The organism is Noviluteimonas caseinilytica (assembly GCF_018406605.1).
GTDB classification, from domain to species: domain Bacteria; phylum Pseudomonadota; class Gammaproteobacteria; order Xanthomonadales; family Xanthomonadaceae; genus Noviluteimonas; species Noviluteimonas caseinilytica.
In genome coordinates, this window is the sequence record NZ_AP024545.1 from 1,475,545 (window position 1) to 1,494,081 (window position 18,537).

Annotated in this window: 15 protein-coding genes, 1 rRNA gene and 1 pseudogene; 10 read left to right on the plus strand and 7 right to left on the minus strand. The window is 68.2% G+C overall.

What is annotated here, in order from left to right; genetic code table 11:
• Nucleotides 1-99: 99 nt before the first annotated feature.
• Nucleotides 100-212 (plus strand): 5S ribosomal RNA (gene rrf / locus LYSCAS_RS07165).
• Between the two features lie 102 nt (nucleotides 213-314).
• On the opposite strand, the gene LYSCAS_RS07170 is transcribed toward rrf, so the two are convergent.
• From LYSCAS_RS07170 to LYSCAS_RS07185, 4 genes are all read right to left on the minus strand, one after another.
• Nucleotides 315-959 (minus strand): 2OG-Fe dioxygenase family protein, encoded by a 645-nt coding sequence (locus LYSCAS_RS07170; protein WP_213437683.1) that lies wholly within the window; start codon nucleotides 957-959, stop codon nucleotides 315-317.
• Nucleotides 960-1,045: 86 nt separating this feature from the next.
• Entirely contained in the window at nucleotides 1,046-1,453 is a 408-nt protein-coding gene (locus LYSCAS_RS07175; protein WP_213437114.1) for an MAPEG family protein, read from the minus strand.
• 85 nt (nucleotides 1,454-1,538) lie between these two features.
• Nucleotides 1,539-3,236, minus strand: a complete 1,698-nt coding sequence (locus LYSCAS_RS07180) for a M28 family metallopeptidase (RefSeq protein WP_213437116.1) — start codon at nucleotides 3,234-3,236, stop codon at nucleotides 1,539-1,541.
• 101 nt (nucleotides 3,237-3,337) lie between these two features.
• Nucleotides 3,338-4,003, minus strand: coding sequence for a DUF4097 family beta strand repeat-containing protein (locus tag LYSCAS_RS07185; RefSeq protein WP_213437118.1), 666 nt, complete (start codon nucleotides 4,001-4,003; stop codon nucleotides 3,338-3,340).
• 105 nt (nucleotides 4,004-4,108) lie between these two features.
• Between LYSCAS_RS07185 and gpmI the strand changes: the two genes are divergently transcribed.
• From gpmI to LYSCAS_RS07200, 3 genes and pseudogenes are all read left to right on the plus strand, one after another.
• Nucleotides 4,109-5,650, plus strand: a complete 1,542-nt coding sequence (gpmI, locus tag LYSCAS_RS07190) for a 2,3-bisphosphoglycerate-independent phosphoglycerate mutase (RefSeq protein ID WP_213437120.1) — start codon at nucleotides 4,109-4,111, stop codon at nucleotides 5,648-5,650.
• Nucleotides 5,647-6,870, plus strand: a complete 1,224-nt coding sequence (locus LYSCAS_RS07195; protein WP_213437122.1) for a murein hydrolase activator EnvC family protein — start codon at nucleotides 5,647-5,649, stop codon at nucleotides 6,868-6,870. Before gpmI ends, LYSCAS_RS07195 begins: the two co-directional genes overlap by 4 nt.
• An 89-nt stretch (nucleotides 6,871-6,959) precedes the next feature.
• A pseudogene (locus LYSCAS_RS07200) lies at nucleotides 6,960-8,491 on the plus strand (S41 family peptidase); the annotation flags it as partial.
• Here the strand turns inward: LYSCAS_RS07200 and LYSCAS_RS07205 are convergent.
• Both LYSCAS_RS07205 and LYSCAS_RS07210 read right to left on the minus strand, forming a co-directional pair.
• Nucleotides 8,397-8,717, minus strand: coding sequence for a DUF1820 family protein (locus LYSCAS_RS07205; protein WP_213437130.1), 321 nt, complete (start codon nucleotides 8,715-8,717; stop codon nucleotides 8,397-8,399). The pseudogene LYSCAS_RS07200 and the gene LYSCAS_RS07205 overlap by 95 nt on opposite strands.
• Before the next feature lie 46 nt (nucleotides 8,718-8,763).
• A complete protein-coding gene (locus LYSCAS_RS07210) occupies nucleotides 8,764-9,456 on the minus strand; it encodes a rhomboid family intramembrane serine protease (protein ID WP_213437132.1) in 693 nt (230 codons plus the stop codon).
• Between the two features lie 190 nt (nucleotides 9,457-9,646).
• Between LYSCAS_RS07210 and LYSCAS_RS07215 the strand changes: the two genes are divergently transcribed.
• Nucleotides 9,647-11,038, plus strand: a complete 1,392-nt coding sequence (locus tag LYSCAS_RS07215) for an OmpP1/FadL family transporter (protein ID WP_213437134.1) — start codon at nucleotides 9,647-9,649, stop codon at nucleotides 11,036-11,038.
• A 178-nt stretch (nucleotides 11,039-11,216) separates the two neighbouring features.
• On the opposite strand, the gene putA is transcribed toward LYSCAS_RS07215, so the two are convergent.
• Nucleotides 11,217-14,435 carry a bifunctional proline dehydrogenase/L-glutamate gamma-semialdehyde dehydrogenase PutA gene (gene putA, locus LYSCAS_RS07220; RefSeq protein ID WP_213437136.1) on the minus strand — a complete coding sequence of 1,073 codons (3,219 nt, stop codon included), beginning with the start codon at nucleotides 14,433-14,435 and terminating at the stop codon, nucleotides 11,217-11,219.
• A gap of 148 nt (nucleotides 14,436-14,583) precedes the next feature.
• Between putA and LYSCAS_RS07225 the strand changes: the two genes are divergently transcribed.
• The 5 genes from LYSCAS_RS07225 to LYSCAS_RS07245 all read left to right on the plus strand — a co-directional run bounded on the left by LYSCAS_RS07225 (nucleotide 14,584) and on the right by LYSCAS_RS07245 (nucleotide 18,534).
• Nucleotides 14,584-15,063 carry a DUF2244 domain-containing protein gene (locus LYSCAS_RS07225; RefSeq protein ID WP_213437138.1) on the plus strand — a complete coding sequence of 160 codons (480 nt, stop codon included), beginning with the start codon at nucleotides 14,584-14,586 and terminating at the stop codon, nucleotides 15,061-15,063.
• 97 nt (nucleotides 15,064-15,160) lie between these two features.
• Complete coding sequence (gene coxB, locus LYSCAS_RS07230) at nucleotides 15,161-16,102, plus strand: cytochrome c oxidase subunit II (RefSeq protein ID WP_213437685.1); 942 nt, start codon at nucleotides 15,161-15,163, stop codon at nucleotides 16,100-16,102.
• Nucleotides 16,103-16,150: 48 nt separating this feature from the next.
• Nucleotides 16,151-17,776 (plus strand): cytochrome c oxidase subunit I, encoded by a 1,626-nt coding sequence (gene ctaD, locus LYSCAS_RS07235; protein WP_213437140.1) that lies wholly within the window; start codon nucleotides 16,151-16,153, stop codon nucleotides 17,774-17,776.
• Between the two features lie 24 nt (nucleotides 17,777-17,800).
• Nucleotides 17,801-17,941, plus strand: a complete 141-nt coding sequence (locus LYSCAS_RS07240) for a hypothetical protein (RefSeq protein ID WP_213437901.1) — start codon at nucleotides 17,801-17,803, stop codon at nucleotides 17,939-17,941.
• Between the two features lie 50 nt (nucleotides 17,942-17,991).
• Nucleotides 17,992-18,534 carry a cytochrome c oxidase assembly protein gene (locus tag LYSCAS_RS07245; RefSeq protein ID WP_244858731.1) on the plus strand — a complete coding sequence of 181 codons (543 nt, stop codon included), beginning with the start codon at nucleotides 17,992-17,994 and terminating at the stop codon, nucleotides 18,532-18,534.
• Nucleotides 18,535-18,537: the final 3 nt, after the last annotated feature.

Consider the following 18,537-nt stretch of genomic DNA (forward strand, 5'->3'; position numbering starts at 1 on the left):
CCACAAGGATGCAAACTGCTCGCTACATCCACCCCTTGAGAGCGTGAGCGCGATCAATCCGTCCACAAGACCGGTTGAACCGCGACCCTCCACCCTCTCCCTGGTGACAATAGCGCTGTGGCACCACCCGATCCCATTCCGAACTCGGAAGTGAAACGCAGCCGCGCCGATGGTAGTGTGCATCCGCATGCAAGAGTAGGTCATCGCCAGGGCCTTACACCAAACCCCGCCGGGTCTCCCGGCGGGGTTTTTCTTTGCGCGGCGGAATGACGGGCAGGGTTAGTTGCAGTGGCTCGACAGCCGTGCGGAACTAACTACTCCCGCTTCAATGTCACCACCAGCACATCCCGATGCGCCGGCTTCGCTGCATCCACAGGCGTCACTGGGGTCACCCCATGGAAGACGCGCGCATCGTCGACAAGCGCCGCGTCCAGGGGATCGTGCAAGGTAAAGCTGCCCAGCAGCGTGCCGTCCGCCGAATGGATCGTCGTGGTCCCGCTGGCGATGTTGGCCCGGTCGACCATCAGCACCAGCACGTAATCCACGCCATCCCGGTGCACGCCTTCCGGCGTCGGTTCCCCGGCCGCGTCGCTCCGCGCCTCGATCCGGAATTGATGCACCTCGATGCGCCACGCCGACACCTCAGGCGCCAGCGCCCCGAAGAACTCGCACGAGAACCCCAGCACCGCCCGCAGCGACGCGCTGTCGCCCACTTCGGGCACGATCGGATCGAACCAGCGATCGACATCCCCCTGCAGGCGGTTGTACGCCAGGCTCTGGAAATGCGGTTGATGCGGCTCACGCGTCAGCGTGCCCTCGGCCCAGCGAAACACGCCGTGCCGGCGACGTCGCGCACGCCCGGTACGTTCGAGGTACGGATCCGGCCCCAACGCATCCCAACTCGCCGCGAACATCGCCCAATCGGACAACGTCGCGAAGCGCTCGAGCGCCGGCCGCATCGTCTCCGCATGCACGAAGCAGAACCCCGCCTCGCGCACGACCGCGACGCACTGCGATGCCTCCACCGGCCCAGGCTCGTCCACGCTCACCCCGCGTGGCCCACCCGCAGCGCCGCCAGAATGAACAACGCGACCACGCAGGCGAACCCCACGAACCACACCAGGCTCCGCAGCGAATGCTTCATCCCCTGCGTATAGACGACGCCATGCAACAGCCGGCACACGACGAACACCACGGACAGCATCGCGATGCGCGCCTCCGGCACACCGGCCAGCTGCGCGAACACCACGCCCGCCGCGAACGGCGCAAACGCTTCGAAGGCATTGAGCTGCGCCGAGTTGGCGCGTTGCACGCGGGGATTGGTCTGTCGCGCGATCCATCCGCGCGGATCGCGGTTGTCGTAACGCTCGCCGCTGCCCTTCGCCACGGTGGTCCACACGTACGGAAGGAGCGCCGCCACCAGCACGCACCAATACGCCACTGCGATCGTCATGCCGGGCTCCAGTTCGCGGGAATGCGCGAAGCCTAGCCCGAAACCGCGACCGGGAGCGTCCCGGCCGCGATTCCGCCACGCAATGTCAGGGTTTCGCGCCTGCCGCGCGCGACGCATCCCGCGCCGCGCGGAACGGATTGCCCGCCCGCCAGTTCGGCCACGTCGTGCCGTCGGCCAGCACCTGGCCCACCTGGAACAACGTATCCAGGTCCTGCATCACGCCCGCGAGGTTCCAGTTCGGATCGAACTGGTCCGCCGGCTTGTGGTAACGCATCGCCGTGTATTCCTCCGACGCCTTGCGCCCGGCTTCCGACCCGCCAGCCGCCAGGTCTTCGCCACCCTCGGCATACAACGCCGGCACGCCGGCCTTGGCGAAGTTGAAGTGATCCGAGCGGAAGTAGAACCCGCTTTCCGGCGTGGCCTCGGCGTGCAGCACGCGGCCCTGCTTGTCGGTGATCGCCTTCAGCACATCGTCGAGCTCCGAATTGCCGAGCCCGGTCACCACCATGTCCTTCGACAACCCGGCCGTGGACATCGCATCGATGTTGATCGCCGCCACCGTCTTCGCGAGCGGAATCACCGGATGCGCGACGTAGTACTTCGACCCCAGCAGCCCGGACTCTTCCAACGTCACCGCGAGGAACAACACCGACCGCTTCGGCGGATGCTGCTTGAACCGCTCCGCGATCTCCATGATTCCCGCCACGCCGGTCGCGTTGTCGATCGCGCCGTTGTAGATGTTGTCGCCCGGCTCGTCCGGATGCTTGCCGAGGTGGTCCCAGTGCGCCATGTAGACGATCGCCTCGTCCGGCGTCTCCGTGCCCGGCAGCAGGCCCACCACGTTGCGCGACGACTTCTCGACGATCGTGCTGTTCAACGTCACCGACGCCTTCGCATCCAGCGGCACGGCCTTGAACCCGCGCTGGTTGGCCGCCTTGCGCAGCGCCGCGAAATCCAGCCCCGCATCGGCGAACAACGCCGTAGCCTGCGCGCCCGTGATCCAGCCCTGCATCGGCAAGCGCGGCGCCGGATCGTCGCTCGCACGCAGGTCGAACTGCGCGCCGGACCAGGAACTCTTCACCACGTCCCAGCCGTACGACGCACCCGCATCGTCGTGCACGATCAGCGCGGCCGCCGCGCCCTGGCGCGCGGCCTCTTCGAACTTGTACGTCCAGCGCCCGTAGTACGTCATGCGGCGCCCTTCGAAGAGCGACTCGTCGCCGACGTGGAAGCCCGGGTCGTTCACCAGCATCACGACCGTCTTGCCCTTCACGTCCAGGCCCGCGTAGTCGTTCCACTTCTGCTCCGGCGCATCCACGCCGTAGCCGACGAACACCACGTCGCTGTCCTTCAACGAGACCTGCTCCTGCCCGCTGCGCGTGCCGATCACCATGTCGTCGCCGAACTTCAGCGCATGCGGCTTGCCCTTCACGGTCACCGTCATGATGGCGCTTTCGTCCGCCGTCGTTTCCGTCATCGGCACCTGCTGCACCCAGCTGCCTGCGTTGCCCGGCTTCAAACCGATGCGTTCGAACTGCGACTGGATGTAGGCGACGGTCTTGTCCTCGCCGGGACTGCCGGGCGCGCGCCCTTCGAATGCGTCCGACGCCAGCACGCGCACGTGTTCGGCGAAATCGCCCGGCGCGAGCTCGGGGGAAAAGACATGCGCGGTGTCGGACACCGTCGACGGCGCGGCCGGCGCATCGGGCGCGGCGGGCGGGCCGCGGTCGCAGGCAGCCAGCGCGAATGCGCCGGCCAGGCAAAGCAGGACAGGTCGTTGCATCCGCGGGTCTCCGGTGGGTAACCCGGCGATTCTAAGCAGATGCCGAACAACACGCGGGCCGCGCCGCCAACGAACGACGCGGCCCGCGCTCGACGAGACGCTTACTCCGGCGGCGTGTTGCCGCTGAACGGGATCGCCTTGGCGCCGGTGATCGACCCCACCTTCGCGGACGTGTGCACGTACAGCACCACCTCGCGCTCGAACACCATCGCGCCGTCCACCTGCGCGTTCGGGCCGATCACGATGCGCGGCGGCCTGGGCTTGCGCGAGAACCAGCTGTTGCCCGGCTTGTCGACGTGGATCCCGCCCTTCAGGTGCGAGCCGACGCCGACCGTGATGTCGCTGTTGACCGTTTCGATGCCGCCGCCGAGATCGGTGTCGACCAGGCCGATCGACCCGTTCACCGTGTCGATGCCATCGCCGATGCGGCCGCCGCGATCCACGAAGATGCTGCCGTTGACCGTCTCCAGGCCCTTCGTCACCTCGACCTTCTCGCCGATGCGGATCCCGCCGTTCACCGTGGTCAGGGAGCGCGCCTTGATGCCATCGCCGGCCTGGATGCTGCCGTTGACGGTCGAAACTTCATCGGAACGCGAGTTCGATTCGAGCTTGATGCTGCCGTTGACCGTCTCGAGGTCACCGTATTCCTGGCCGGCCTCGGCGGTGATGCTGCCGTTGACGTGGTCGATGTCGCCGTGGCTTTGGGCGAATGCCGGCGAGGCGGCGAGCGCGAGCGTGAGGGCGAAGGTGAGGCGGGTACGCGTCATGGGGTGGAATTCCGTGGAAGGTCCGTGGATGGATGCGTCGAGTGCCCGTCCGGTTTAACCCCCTTCGCTACAATCCGCCCCTGTCCCTGGTCATGGCCGCCCCCAGTGCCCGCATCCGATCGCCGCCCGAAGCCCGTCGTCCTGCTGATCCTCGACGGTTGGGGCCATCGCGACGATCCCGCCGACAACGCCCTCGCGCAGGCCCGCCTGCCGAACTGGCAGCGGCTGTGGCGGAGCGAACCGCACACGCTGATCCACACCGAAGGCCGCCACGTCGGCCTGCCGGACGGGCAGATGGGCAATTCCGAAGTCGGCCACATGAACCTCGGCGCGGGCCGCATCGTGTTCCAGGACCTCACCCGCATCGACGCGGCGATCGAAGACGGCACGTTCTTCGCCAACCACGAACTGCTCGCCGCCTGCGACGCCGCGCGCGCCGCCAACGGCACGCTGCACGTCATGGGCCTGCTCTCGCCGGGCGGCGTGCACAGTCACGAATCGCACATCTTCGCGATGCTGGACCTGGCGAAGCGCGCCGGCGTCGAACGCGTCCGCGTGCACGCCTTCCTCGACGGCCGCGACACCGCCCCGCAATCCGCCGAAGCCAGCCTCCACGCCTTGCAATCGCACTGCGACCAGCTCGGCAACGCGCGCATCGCCACCGTCGGCGGCCGCTACTTCGCGATGGACCGTGACCACCGCTGGGACCGCGTGCGACGCGCGTGGGATGCCATCGTCGAAGCGCAATCCGACCATCGCGCGCCGAATGCCCTGGCCGCGTTGTCCGCCGCGTACGAGCGCGGCGAAACCGACGAATTCGTCGCGCCCACCGTGCTCGCCGGCGCCGCGCCGATGCACGACGGCGACGCGGTGGTCTTCATGAACTTCCGCGCCGACCGCGCCCGCCAGCTCACCGCCGCGTTCGTCGCGCCGAACTTCGATGGCTTCGCCACGCGCCGTCCTGCGCTGTCGCGCTTCACCTGCCTCACCGAATACGACGCCAAGCTGCCCGCACCCGTCGCCTTCGCGCCCGACGACCTGCGCCACACGCTCGGCGAATTGCTGGCCGAGCAGGGCATGACCCAACTGCGCATCGCCGAAACCGAGAAGTACGCGCACGTGACGTTCTTCTTCAGCGGCGGCCGCGAAGATCCCTATGCCGGCGAAACCCGCATCCTCGTGCCGAGCCCCAAGGTGGCCACGTACGACCTGCAGCCGGAAATGAGCTGCCCGGAAGTCACCGCGAAACTCGTCGAAGCGATCGACGCCCAACGATTCGACGTCGTCGTGTGCAACATCGCCAACCCCGACATGGTCGGCCACACCGGCAACCTCGCCGCGGCGATCCGCGCGGCGGAAGTCGTCGACGACGCCGTCGGCCAGATCGAAGCCGCCGTGCGCCGCGTCGGCGGTGCCTTGCTGATCACCGCAGACCACGGCAACCTCGAGCAGATGCGCGATCCCGAAACCGGCCAGCCGCACACCGCCCATACCGTGGGCCCGGTGCCGTTCGTCTATGTCGGCGCACGTCCTGCCGCATTGCGCGCAGGCGGCGCGTTGCGCGACGTCGCACCGACGATGCTCGACCTGCTCGGCGTCCCGCAGCCCGCCGAAATGACCGGCCGCAGCCTGTTCGCGCCCGCTTGAGGTTCGTCGCGCTCGCACTGGGCTGCCTGCTGTCGCTGACGACGGGGACGTCGACCGCGCAGAACAGCCGCGAGGCCGAACAGCGCCTGCAGCGCATCCGCAACGAACTCAAGCACGTCGCCGCCGAACGCCGCGAACTCGAAGGCAAGCGTGGCGACGCATCGAAACAACTCCGCGCGGCCGACGAACAGGTCGGCAAGGTCGGCCGCAACGTGCAGGACACCGAGCGTGCATTGGCGAGCGAAACCGTCGCGCTCGCCGACCTCCAGTCCCGTCGCGACGCACTCAACGCCACGCTCGCCGGCAAGCGCGACGAACTGCGCATGCTGCTGCGCGCCGCGTACACCGTCGGTGGCGACGCGCCGTTGAAGGCCTTCCTCTCGCAGGATCGCCTGGACGAAGCGCAACGCACGCTCGCCTACCACCGTTACCTCCAGCGCGACCGCGCCGCGCGCATCCGCGAGCTCACCGCGCAGCTGACCGAACTCGACACCCTCGAACAACAGATCACCCAGCGCCGCACCGCGCTCGACGATTCGCGCCGCACGCAGCGCCAGCAACTCGCCGCGCTCGAAGCCGCGCGCCGCGATCGCGCCGACCTCGTCAGCCAGCTCGATCGCCGTTACCAGGACCGCGCGGTGCGCGAACGCGCGCTCGGCGAAGACGCGAAGTCGTTGCAACAGTTGCTCGCGAAGTTGCGCGCCGCCGCCGCGCAGGCCGCCGCCGAAAAAGCCGCCGCCGACCGCGCCGCCGCCGCGCGCGCCAGGAAGGCGAAGGCCACCGGCACCGCCGTGGTCGAGAAACCGAAGAAGCCCGTGCCCACCGGCCCGGCCCTGCAGGTCGGCGGATTGAGCTGGCCCGTCGCCGGCACGCTGGTCGCCAGCTACGGCGGCACGCTGCCCGATGGCCGCCGCAGCACCGGCGTGCTGATCGCCGCCGCGCCCGGCACCACCGTGCGGGCCGTCGCCGATGGACGCGTCGTGTTCTCCGACTGGATGAATGGTTACGGCCTGATCCTGATCGTCGACCACGGCAACGGCTACATGAGCCTGTACGCGCACAACGACGCGCTGCTGCGGGACGCCGGCGATGCGGTCAAGCGCGGCGACGCGCTCGCCAGCGTCGGCAAGTCCGGTGGCCAGGACCGGGCCGGCCTGTATTTCGAACTGCGCCGCGACGGCCAGCCGGTGGATCCGGGCACGTGGCTGCAGCGACGCTGACCGAGCCCACGCTGCGTTAACGCAGCCGCGCGGCACGCTTGCATAATCGCTGCACCTCCCGCGTCCGACGCACCAGGATCCCGCCCCCCATGCGCAAGCCCGCCGCACTCTCCTTGCTGTTGCTGACCGCCGGCGCCGCGTTCGCGCAGCAGGCCCCCGCGCCGCAATCGCCGCCGCAGCCCGAAGCCAAGCCCGCGCAGGCGCCGCAGGCCGGCACGGACGAAGATCGCGCGGTCGCCTCCAGCGACGATCCGGATGCCGCCGAAAGCACGACGTCGAAAGTCCCGCTCGAAGAGATCCGCCGTTACGTGTCGGTCTACAACGCGGTCAAGGAAGCCTACGTCGATCCCGTCGACGACAAGAAGCTGATGCAGTCGGCCGTGCGCGGCCTGCTGCTCGACCTCGATCCGCACAGCGCCTACCTCGAACGCCGCGACGCGCGCGAATTCGACGAACAGACGCAGGGCGCCTACATCGGCGTCGGCGTCGAACTCATGTCGATGCCCGACCGCACCTTGAAAGTGGTCTCGCCGATCGACGACACGCCCGCCGCGCGTGCCGGCATCAAGGCCGGCGACCTGGTGATCGCGATCGACGGCAAGCCGATCAGCGACGCCGGCGAAGACGGCGACGACGCGGGCTCCGGCCCGTTGCGCGGCGCGGCCGGCTCGAAGGTCGTGCTCACCATCGTGCGCGAAGGCAAGGACAAGCCGTTCGACGTCACCCTCGTGCGCGAGCGCATCCGCGTCGCCAGCGTGCGTTCGCGCATGCTCGAACCGGGTTACGGCTACGTGCGCGTCGCCACGTTCCAGGCCGACACCGCCGCGGACTTCTCGCGCGCGCTCGACAAGCTCCAGGCCAACGGCAAGTTGCGCGGCCTGGTGCTCGACCTGCGCAGCAACCCGGGCGGCCTGCTCACCGCTGCCGTGCAGATCGCCGACGAACTGCTCGACAAGGGGAAGATCGTCAGCACGCGCGGCCGCGTCGCGATCAGCGATGCGGAATTCAGCGCAACGCCGGGCGATCGCCTGTCGGGTGCGCCGGTGGTGGTGCTGGTCGACGCGGGTTCGGCGAGCGCCTCGGAAGTCCTCGCCGGCGCGTTGCACGACAACAAGCGTGCGCGCGTCGTCGGCAGCCGCACGTTCGGCAAGGGCTCGGTGCAGACGTTGTTGCCGCTCGACAACGGCGATTCGGTGAAGCTCACCACCGCCCGTTATTTCACGCCGAGCGGCAAGTCGATCCAGGCGCGCGGCATCGAGCCGGACGTCGTGCTGCACGCGCCGAAGGACGCCGCCAACGGCGGCAAGCCCGACTACAGCGAAGCCACGCTGCCGGGCCACCTGCACGGCGACGAAGAAGGCATGGCGGGCGAAAACGCCGGCGAAGTCCTGGACGGCGAAGCGCCGATCACGGCCGCACTGGCCGAACTCAAGAAGCCCGTCGCAGTCGCGAAGCCCGCAGCACCCAAGGGCTGATGTGCTTTGCTCCCTCCCCGGCAACGCTGGGGAGGGCCGGGGAGGGGCGCCCTATCGAGGCTTCGCCGGCATCGGAAACGGCGTCACCACCGCCTCCCCCGTCGCCGCATCCCGGATCGCCGACTGCCCCTTCTTCTCCACTTCCTCGATGCGCACGATGCTCTGCATCGGCAGGTGCAGCACGCGCGTGCCGCCGAACTCGTCGCGCAGGCGTTCCTCGGTCGGATCCACGACGACGCCCGTGTGCACGTCGAACACCAGCTCGGCCACTTCGGTGAATCCCCACAGCGCACTGGACGCCACGCGCTGCGCATACAGCTCGTAGATGCGCCCCGCGTTGAGGAAGGTGACTTTGTAGAGCGTCTTCGCCATGGGCGCGGAGTATAGGCGCGGGCCCTGCACGCGCCGCGTCAGCGGGTCAGAACCCGCGCTGCCGCCGCATGCGCCGCGCGATCGCCGCGCGCACCAGCACCGCGAACACGATCCCGAACGCGAACCCCGCCAGGTGCGCCCACCACGCCACCGCGCCCAGCGTCGGCCCGATGTACGCGAACGCGAGCTGCAGCAGGGCCCAGATCCCGATCAGCAACGATGCCGGCGCGCGCACGAATTCCAGGAACAGCCCCAGCGGCACCACCACGCCCAGCTTCGCGCGGGGGAACAGGGCCAGGTACGCCCCGATCACCGCCGACACCGCGCCGCTCGACCCGATGATGATCCGGTCCGGCGCACCGATGCTCAGGGCCGCCGCGAGGTTGGCCACCGCGCCCCCGAAGAGGAACAGCCCGAGGAACCGCCACGGCCCCATCGCCCGTTCGGCCGGCAGCCCGAAGATCAGCAGGAACACCAGGTTGCCCATCAGGTGGGCCCAGTCGGCGTGCAGGAACAGGGCCGTGACCAGGCGCAGCGCCCGCCCGTCCTGCAACGCGGCCAGCCACGCATCCGGGGCGAGCAGGCCGCCGGACAGCGCGCCCCAGCTCACGATCAGAGCCCGCTGGTCCGGGCCCGAGCCCATGTTCGCCACCACGAAGGCGGCGAACAGCAGCGCCGCGAGCAGCGGCGTGGCCCAGCGCAGGCCCGGCTTCGAACGGGTGGGGAGGGACACGAACATGCGGACCATCCTAACGGGGCCGGCCGTTCCAGCGGCCGTTAACCCCTTGGGATGACTACGTTAGCAACGGGTTAAATGCTCGCGTATATTCCGTACGGCGCAGTAGGTCGGGAGGGGTTCCGGCACGCGCTGGCGCAGGCCTCGCAAGCCGCCCGCACGCATCCAATTTCGTCACCGGAGACAACACGCAATGCATCACGTCAGCAGCATCACCCGTTATTCCGCCCTCGCGCTCGGCATCGCCGGCGTGCTCGCGGTCGGCCAGGCACATGCGTCGGGCTTCCAGCTCAAGGAAAACAGCGTCAAGGCGATGGGCCGCGCGTTCGCGGGCAGCGCCACGGCGACCGGCGACGCGTCCGTCGTGGTCAACAACCCGGCCGCGATGTCGACCTTCAAGAAGACCACGCTGCAGGCCGACGTCACCCTGATCGACCTGTCCGCCAACTTCAACGGCTCCGGCTTCGCCGCTGCCGGCACCCCGCTGCAGCAGCCGCTGCGCGGCAGCCAGGGTGGCGATGCCGGCGACCAGACCGCCGTCCCGGCGCTGTCCGCCATCTTCCCGATGGGCGACTCCGGCGTGACCATCGGTGCGATGGTCTCGGCGCCGTTCGGCCTGAAGACCGAGTACGAACCCGGCTGGATCGGCCGTTACACCGCGCTGGAATCGGAAGTGAAGACCGTCGACATGACGCTCTCCGCCGCGTTCGATTTCGGCAACAAGGTCTCGTTCGGCCTCGGCCTGGTCTACGAGCGCGCCGAAGCCACGCTGTCGAAGTCGATCGACTTCGGTTCGCGCATCTGCCAGATCAACGTCGCCCTCTGCGTCACGCCGAACCCGGTCGCCGCACCGTTCGGCCCGCAGAAGAACGACGGTGAAGTGAAGGTCGAAGGCGACGACACCGGCATCGGCTGGATCGTCGGCATGCACATCCATCCGTCCGACAAGGTCGCGCTGGGCTTCGTGCACCGCTCCGAGATCGCGCACGACATCGCCGGCACCGCCGACTTCACCGTGCCCGCCAACGTCTCGCCGCTGCTCGCCATCGGTGCCCCGGGCCAGTTCGTCGACACCACCGGCGGCGCCGCGCTCACCACGCCGGCCGTCACCACCATCAGCGTCACCTACGGCATCACCGAAAACTTCACCCTGATGGGCGAAGTCTCGCAGACCGACTGGAGCTCGCTGCAGGAAGTGGCGATCAACTTCGGCAACCCGCGCCAGCAGCCGAACCCGGCCACGGAAGACTTCTCGTGGAAGGACACCACCTTCAGCGCGATCGGCGCCGAGTGGAAGTTCAACGACCAGTTCACGCTGCGCGGCGGTTATGCGCAGGACCAGTCGCCGACCAACAACACCACGCGTACCCCGCGCCTGCCTGACGCGGACCGCACCTGGTGGTCGGTCGGCCTGACCTGGTCGCCGAGCGAAACGTGGGAAGTCAGCGGTGGCTACACGCGCATCAACACGGACGATCCGTCCATCAACCTGCAGCCGTCGCTGGCCACCAGCGGCAGCACGCTCCAGGGCAAGTACGACGCCAACGTGAACCTGTGGGGCATTTCGGCGCAGTACCGCTTCTGATTGTTGACGCGGTGATCTGACCGAAAAAGCCCCGCGAAAGCGGGGCTTTTTTTCGCTTCGATTCCGAAGTTTTCTTCGAAAACTTCTGGCTGGCGGTTGCAGGCCATCCCCGCACTTTTCCGCCTTCGGCGGAAACCGCCCCCAACTTGGGGGCTAGTGCCAGCGCAACTTCGATCTATTACTCGCCCAACGTCAAAAGCGAGGCATTGCCGCCGGCTGCCGTCGTATTGACGGTGACCGTCTTCTCCGTCGCAAAGCGCGGCACGTAATGCGGGCCGCCGGCCTTCGGTCCCGTGCCGCTGAGCCCCTGGCCACCGAACGGCTGCACGCCGACCACCGCGCCGATCTGGTTGCGGTTGACGTAGGCGTTGCCCACCTTCACCCGCGACACGATGTGTTCGATGGTCTCGTCGATGCGCGAATGGATGCCGAGCGTCAGGCCGTAACCCGTCGCGTTGATCGCATCGATCACCTTGTCCAGTTCGTTGCCCTTCCAGCGCACCACGTGCAGCGCGGGGCCGAAGACTTCCTTGTGCAGGCGGTCGATCGAGTCGATTTCCCACGCGCGCGGCGCGAAGAAGCTGCCGTGCGCGGTGGATTCGCCCATCGTCGCCTGCGCGATCGGCTTGGCTTCGCCCTGCATGCGCTTGGCGTGCGCTTCCAGCATCGCGAGTGCGTCGTGGTCGATCACCGGGCCGACGTCGGTCGACAGCAGGCCCGGATCGCCGACCTGCAGTTCCGCCATCGCACCGGCGAGCATCGCGATCGTCTTGTCGGCGATGTCGTCCTGCACGAACAGCACGCGCGCCGCCGAACACCGCTGGCCCGCCGAGGTGAACGCCGACGACAACGCATCCTTGATCAATTGTTCCGGCAGCGCCGACGAATCGCCGATCAGCGCGTTCTGTCCGCCGGTCTCGGCGATGAGCACGCCGATCGCCGCATCGCGCGCCGCCATCGCGCGGTTGATCGCGCGCGCGGTGTCGGTGGAGCCGGTGAACGCCACGCCCGCCACGCGCGGATCCGACGTCAGCGCCGCGCCGACGGTCGCGCCGTCGCCCGGCACGAACTGCAGCACCGCTTCCGGCACGCCGGCTTCGTGCAGCAGCTTCACGGCCGCGTAGCCGATGAGGTTGGTCTGTTCCGCAGGCTTGGCGATCACGCTGTTGCCCGCGGCCAGCGCCGCGGCGATCTGCCCGCCGAAGATCGCGAGCGGGAAATTCCACGGCGAGATGCACACGAACACGCCGCGGCCCTGCATGCGCAGTTCGTTGGATTCGCCGGTCGGGCCCGGCAGTTTTTCCGGATGCGCGAACAACTTGCGCGCCTGGCCCGCGTAGTAGCGCAGGAAATCGACGCATTCGCGCACTTCGGCGACGCCGTCGGGGATCGTCTTGCCCGCTTCCTTCGTGCACAGCGCGATGTACTGCGGCATGCGCTGTTCGAGCAGCGTGGCGGCGTGTTCGAGGATGGTCGCGCGCGAGGCGGCCGGCATCGCATCCCACGCGGGCTGCGCGGCGACGGCATTGCGCAGCGCCTGCTCGACGGTGGCCGCATCGGCCGCGCGCCAGGTGCCGACCTGTTCGCGACGATCGGCCGGATTGGTGACCGCGATGTCCGCACCGTTGGCGGTCACGCCCGGCACGAGCGGCGTGGCGCGCCAGTCGCCGACCTTCGCGGCGTTGACCTGTTCGGCGAGGGCGCGCAGCTGCGCGTCGTTGGCGAGGTTGATGCCCATGGAGTTGTCTCGTTCGTCGGCGACGCTGGTCGCCTGGCTGCGGTAAACATCGCGCGGCAGCGGGATGCGCGGATGCGGGATTTCGGCGAACCCGTCGACGGTGTCCACCGGATCGCGCACCAGGTCCTCGATCGCCACCGATTCGTCCGTGATGCGGTTGACGAAGCTGGAGTTGGCGCCGTTCTCGAGCAGGCGGCGCACCAGGTACGGCAGCAGGTCTTCGTGCGACCCCACCGGCGCGTACACGCGGCAGGCCACGTCGAGGCGGTCGGCCGGCACGACTTCGGCGTACAGGTCGTCGCCCATGCCGTGCAGCTTCTGGAATTCGAACTGCTTCTTCTCCGCACCACCGCGCGCGAGGCGATGGATCGCCGCGATCGTGTGCGCGTTGTGCGTGGCGAACATCGGATAGATCGCATCCGATGCGTCCAGCATGCGCCGCGCGTTGGCGAGGTAGCTCACGTCGGTGTTCGGCTTGCGCGTGAACACCGGGTAGCCCGCCTGGCCATCCACCTGCGCGCGCTTCACTTCGCTGTCCCAGTACGCGCCCTTGACCAGGCGCACGGGAATGCGGCGGCCGGTGCGGCGTGCCAGGTCGGCGAGGAAGTCGATCACGTACGGCGCGCGCTTCTGGTACGCCTGCACGGCGAGGCCGTAGCCTTCCCAGCCATCCAGCGAGGCGTCGGAATACGCACCGGCGATGACGTCGAGCGACAGCTCCAGGCGATCGGCTTCCTCCGCATCGATCGTGAAGCCGATGCCGTGCGACTTGGCGAGGCGGGCGAGCTCCAGCACGCGCGGCACGAGTTCGGCCATCACGCGCGCGCGCTTGGCGTGCTCGTAGCGCGGATGCAGCGCGGACAGCTTCACCGAGATCGACGGCGCCGCGAACACATCCGTGCCCTTGAACGACCCGCTGCGGCCGATCGCTTCGATCGCATCGCGGTACGCCTGCAGGTAGCGCAGCGCATCCTTGGTGGTCAGCGCGCCTTCGCCCAGCATGTCGAATGAATAGCGGTACGCCGCGTTGGCGCCCTTGCGCGAACGCGCCAGCGCCTCGCCGATCGTGCGGCCCATGACGAACTGGTGCCCCATGATCCGCATCGCCTGGCGCACGGCCAGGCGCACGACCGGCTCGCCCACGCGCCCGACCAGCCGCTTGAAGGCGTTGTGCACGTCGCGCTTGGTGTCGTCGGCCAGGTCCACCAGGTGCCCGGTGAGCATCAGGCCCCACGTGGACGCATTCACCAGCACCGAATCGGACTGGCCCATGTGCTTCTTCCAGTCCGCCTCGCCCAGCTTGTCGCGGATGAGCTTGTCGGCCGTGTCCTGGTCCGGGATGCGCAGCAGCGCCTCGGCCACGCACATCAGCAGCACGCCTTCCTCGCTGCCGAGGTCGTACTGGCGCATGAAGGCTTCGATGGCGCCCTGGTCCTTCGCACGGGCGCGCACGCGCCGGACCAGGTCCGCCGCGGTGGCCTGGATCGCGGCGCGATCGGCGTCGGGCTGGCGGGCCTGGGCGAGCAGCTCGCGCACATGGTCGGTTTCGTCGCGCACCCACGCGGCGGTGATCGCCGCGCGGAGCGGGCCGGGCGCAGGCGGCAGTTCCGGCGACAGCATGGGCGCTGCGCCTGACGCGTGGGGCGTTTGGAGGGTCATCGGGCCGTGTCGAACCGTGTCGAGCTGCGTAGTGTAGCCGTCGCGGTGTGGTGACCAAACCCCGCGCGGCTTGCCGCAACACGGCACCGGGGGCTACCATTTCGCGGTTTTCCGCACCCGGTTTGCGTCACGCCGGGGACGGTCCGGCATGATCGAAATGGTGTCATCGGGTCCCGGGTCGGGCGCGCAACTCCGGTTGCGTCCCCCGCGGGCGCTGACGGCCCGCCAGTTCGTCGCCCTGTTCGCCACGCTGGCCGCCGCGATGTGGCTGGTGGCCCTGCTCGGTTGGTGGGGAGGCAACGTCTTCGCGCCAGCGTTCGCACTGCTCGACAGTGCGATGGTGGCGGCGGCGCTGCGGTGGCTGTGGCGGCTCGGCGAGCGTCGCGAAGTCATTTCGATCGGGCCGGAAGCGGTCGAGGTCTGGCGGTCGGCCCAACTGGCGCCGTCGTTCCGCGCGCACCCTGCCTGGGTGCGGCTGGACGTCGACGGCGACGGGGAGCGGATCGTGCTGTCGAGCAGCGGCAGGCACTGCGAAATCGGTGCTTTCCTCGGCCCGGCCGAAAGACGGCAACTGGCGCAGCGCATTCGCGCGCTGCTGGAGGCAAGCCGGTCGCCGCCCATCCACTGACAAGCAACAATTGCATTCACCCGCGGGGCTCGAACTGATGAAAGCAGGCTTCAACACGATCGCTCGGCGCACGCTTGCCGCGGGCCTCTTCGGCGCGATGTCGCTGGCCGCCTCGGTCAGTGCGTTCGCCGCGCCGGCCACCGCCGAACCGGCCGCCCCGCATCCCTGGCAGCTCAACATGGGCAAGGGCGTCACCCACTCCTCGCAGATGGCGTGGGAAGCGCACATGGTCGCGCTGTGGGTCTGCGTGGTCATCGGCATCATCGTGTTCGGCGCGATGGCCTACGCGATGTTCAAGTTCCGCCATTCCAAGGGCGCGGTGCCCGCGGTCAACTTCACGCACAGCACCAAGCTCGAGATCGTCTGGACGCTGGTCCCGGTCATCCTGCTCGTCGGCATGGCGTGGCCGGCCACCGCCAAGCTCATCGCGATGTACGACACCCGCAACGCCGCGATGACCGTCAAGATCACCGGCTACCAGTGGATGTGGAAGTACGAGTACCTGGGCGAGGGCGTGGAATTCACCAGCCGCCTGGCGAAGAACAGCGACCAGATCCGCCAGTCGCACGTCATCCCGAAGTACGACAACCCCGACCAGCGCCACTACCTGCTGGAAGTGGACAACATGCTGGTCGTGCCGGTCGACACCAAGATCCGCTTCGTGATCACCGCCGACGACGTCATCCACGCCTGGTGGGTGCCGGCGCTGGGCTGGAAGCAGGACGCCATCCCGGGCATCGTCAACGAAGCCTGGACCGACATCTCCACGCCGGGCATCTACCGCGGCCAGTGCGCGGAGCTGTGCGGCAAGGACCACGGCTTCATGCCGATCGTGGTGAAGGCCGTCTCGAAGGAAGAATTCAAGCAGTGGCTGGCCGCGCAGAAGGCGAAGAACGCCCCCGCCAAGCCGGCCGCCGCCGCCGCGACCGCGGCCGAAGCCATCAACGCCACGCCCGCGGGCATCGGCCCGGCCCAGCCGGCCGCGCCGGACGCCAGCAACACGCCCACGCCCGAACCCGCCGAGCCGATCACGCACTGACCTGCGTTGCGCTTACTCCATCCGAACAAGCATTACCTGAGGTAGGCCATGGCCACGCAAGACGCCGCCGGTTATCACGACGACCACGGGCACAAGCAGTCCTTCCTTGAGCGTTGGTTCTTCTCGACCAACCACAAGGACATCGGCACGCTGTACCTGGTGTTCTCCTTCATCATGTTCATCATCGGCGCCGCGATGTCGGTGATCATCCGGTGGGAGCTGATGACCCCGGGCCTGCAGCACATGAAGCCCGAGTTCTTCAACCAGATGACCACGGTGCATGCGCTGGTCATGATCTTCGGCGGCGTGATGCCGGCCTTCGTGGGCCTGGCCAACTGGATGGTGCCGCTGCAGATCGGCGCGCCCGACATGGCGCTGCCGCGCATGAACAACTGGTCCTTCTGGATCATGCCGTTCGCCTTCACGATGCTGCTGGTCACGCTGTTCCTCGACGGCGGCGCACCCGCCGGCGGCTGGACGCTGTACCCGCCGCTGTCGATCCAGGGCGGCAGCAACGTCGCCTTCGCGATCTTCGCCATCCACATGATGGGCATCAGCTCGATCATGGGCGCGATCAACATCATCGCCACCATCCTCAACATGCGCGCCCCGGGCGTCGACCTGCTGAAGATGCCGATCTTCTGCTGGACCTGGCTGATCACGGCGTTCCTGCTGATCGCGGTCATGCCGGTGCTGGCGGGCGCGGTGACCATGCTGCTCACCGACAAGTTCTTCGCCACCAGCTTCTTCTCCGCCGCCGGCGGCGGCGACCCGGTGATGTTCCAGCACATCTTCTGGTTCTTCGGGCACCCGGAGGTCTACATCATGATCCTCCCGGCGTTCGGCATCGCCTCGGAGATCATCCCCACCTTCTCGCGCAAGCCGCTGTTCGGCTACCAGGCGATGGTGTACGCCACCGCGTCGATCGCGTTCCTGTCGTTCATCGTGTGGGCGCACCACATGTTCACCGTCGGCATGCCGCTCGGTGGCGAGCTGTACTTCATGTTCGCGACGATGCTGATCGCGGTGCCTACCGGCGTGAAGGTGTTCAACTGGGTCACGACGATGTGGAAGGGGTCGATCTCCTTCGAAGCGCCCATGCTGTGGGCCGTCGCGTTCGTCATCCTGTTCACCATCGGCGGCTTCTCGGGCCTGATGCTCGCGATCGTGCCGGCGGACTTCCAGTACCACGACACGTATTTCGTCGTGGCGCACTTCCACTACGTGCTGGTGACCGGCGCGGTGTTCGCGATCATCGCCGCCGTGTACTACTGGTGGCCGAAGTGGACGGGCCGCATGTACAACCAGACCGCCGCCAAGTTCCACTTCTGGTGGTCGGTGATCTTCGTCAACGTGCTGTTCTTCCCGCAGCACTTCCTGGGCCTGGCCGGCATGCCGCGCCGCATCCCGGACTACAACGTCGTGTTCGCGGACTGGAACTTCGTCAGCTCCATCGGCGCGTTCGGCATGTTCGCCACGCCGTTCATCATGTTCGCCGTGCTGTACGCCTCGCTGCGCAACGGCGCCAAGGCCGAAGCCCGTTCGTGGGAAACCGCGCGCGGCCTGGAGTGGACGGTGCCGTCGCCGGCCCCGCACCACACCTTCGCCACGCCGCCGGTCATCAAGGATGGCGACCTCGCGCACGGCGACTTCGCGCACATGGATTTCGACTGATCGGCATTGCCGGTCACTGACGCCATGAACGAGCAAGACACGCCGATGACTGCCGACCAGCTTGCCGCGCGCCGCAAGGGCGTGCGGCGCACGGCGTGGGCGATCGGCCTGGTCGCGCTGGCGATCTACGTCGCGTTCGTGTTGTCCGGGGTCCTGGCGAAGTGAACGATCCGCAGGCCACCACCCCGGCACAGCGCCGCTTCGGCATCGGCAAGATGGTGCTCGTCGCGCTGGCCGCGTTCGCCTTCACCTTCGCGCTGGTGCCGCTGTATCGCATCGCGTGCGAGAAGGTGTTCGGCGTGCGCCTGGAGCGCCAGGCCGTCACCGCGCCGACGGGCAGGAAGGCCAACACCGAGCGCACGGTCACCGTGCTGTTCGATGGCGGCGTCAATTCCAAGTTGCCGTGGGCGTTCAAGCCGGAGCAGGCCACGATGCAGGTGCATCCGGGCCAGCAGTACGAAGCCAGCTACTTCGCGCGCAACGAAAGCACGCGCGCGATCGTGGGCAACGCGGTGCCGTCGGTCGCACCGGCGCGCGCCTCGGGGTACTTCAGCAAGACCGAATGCTTCTGCTTCACCGCGCAGACCCTGGCCGCCGGCGAAGGCCGCGCGATGCCGGTGCGCTTCATCGTCGACCCGGCGTTGCCGGACGACGTCACCACGATCACGCTGTCCTATACCTTCTTCAAGAACGATGCCCTGACGTCGCAGATCGACGCGCCGACGGGTGTGTCGTCCCAGCCGCACGCGGCACCCTGAGCC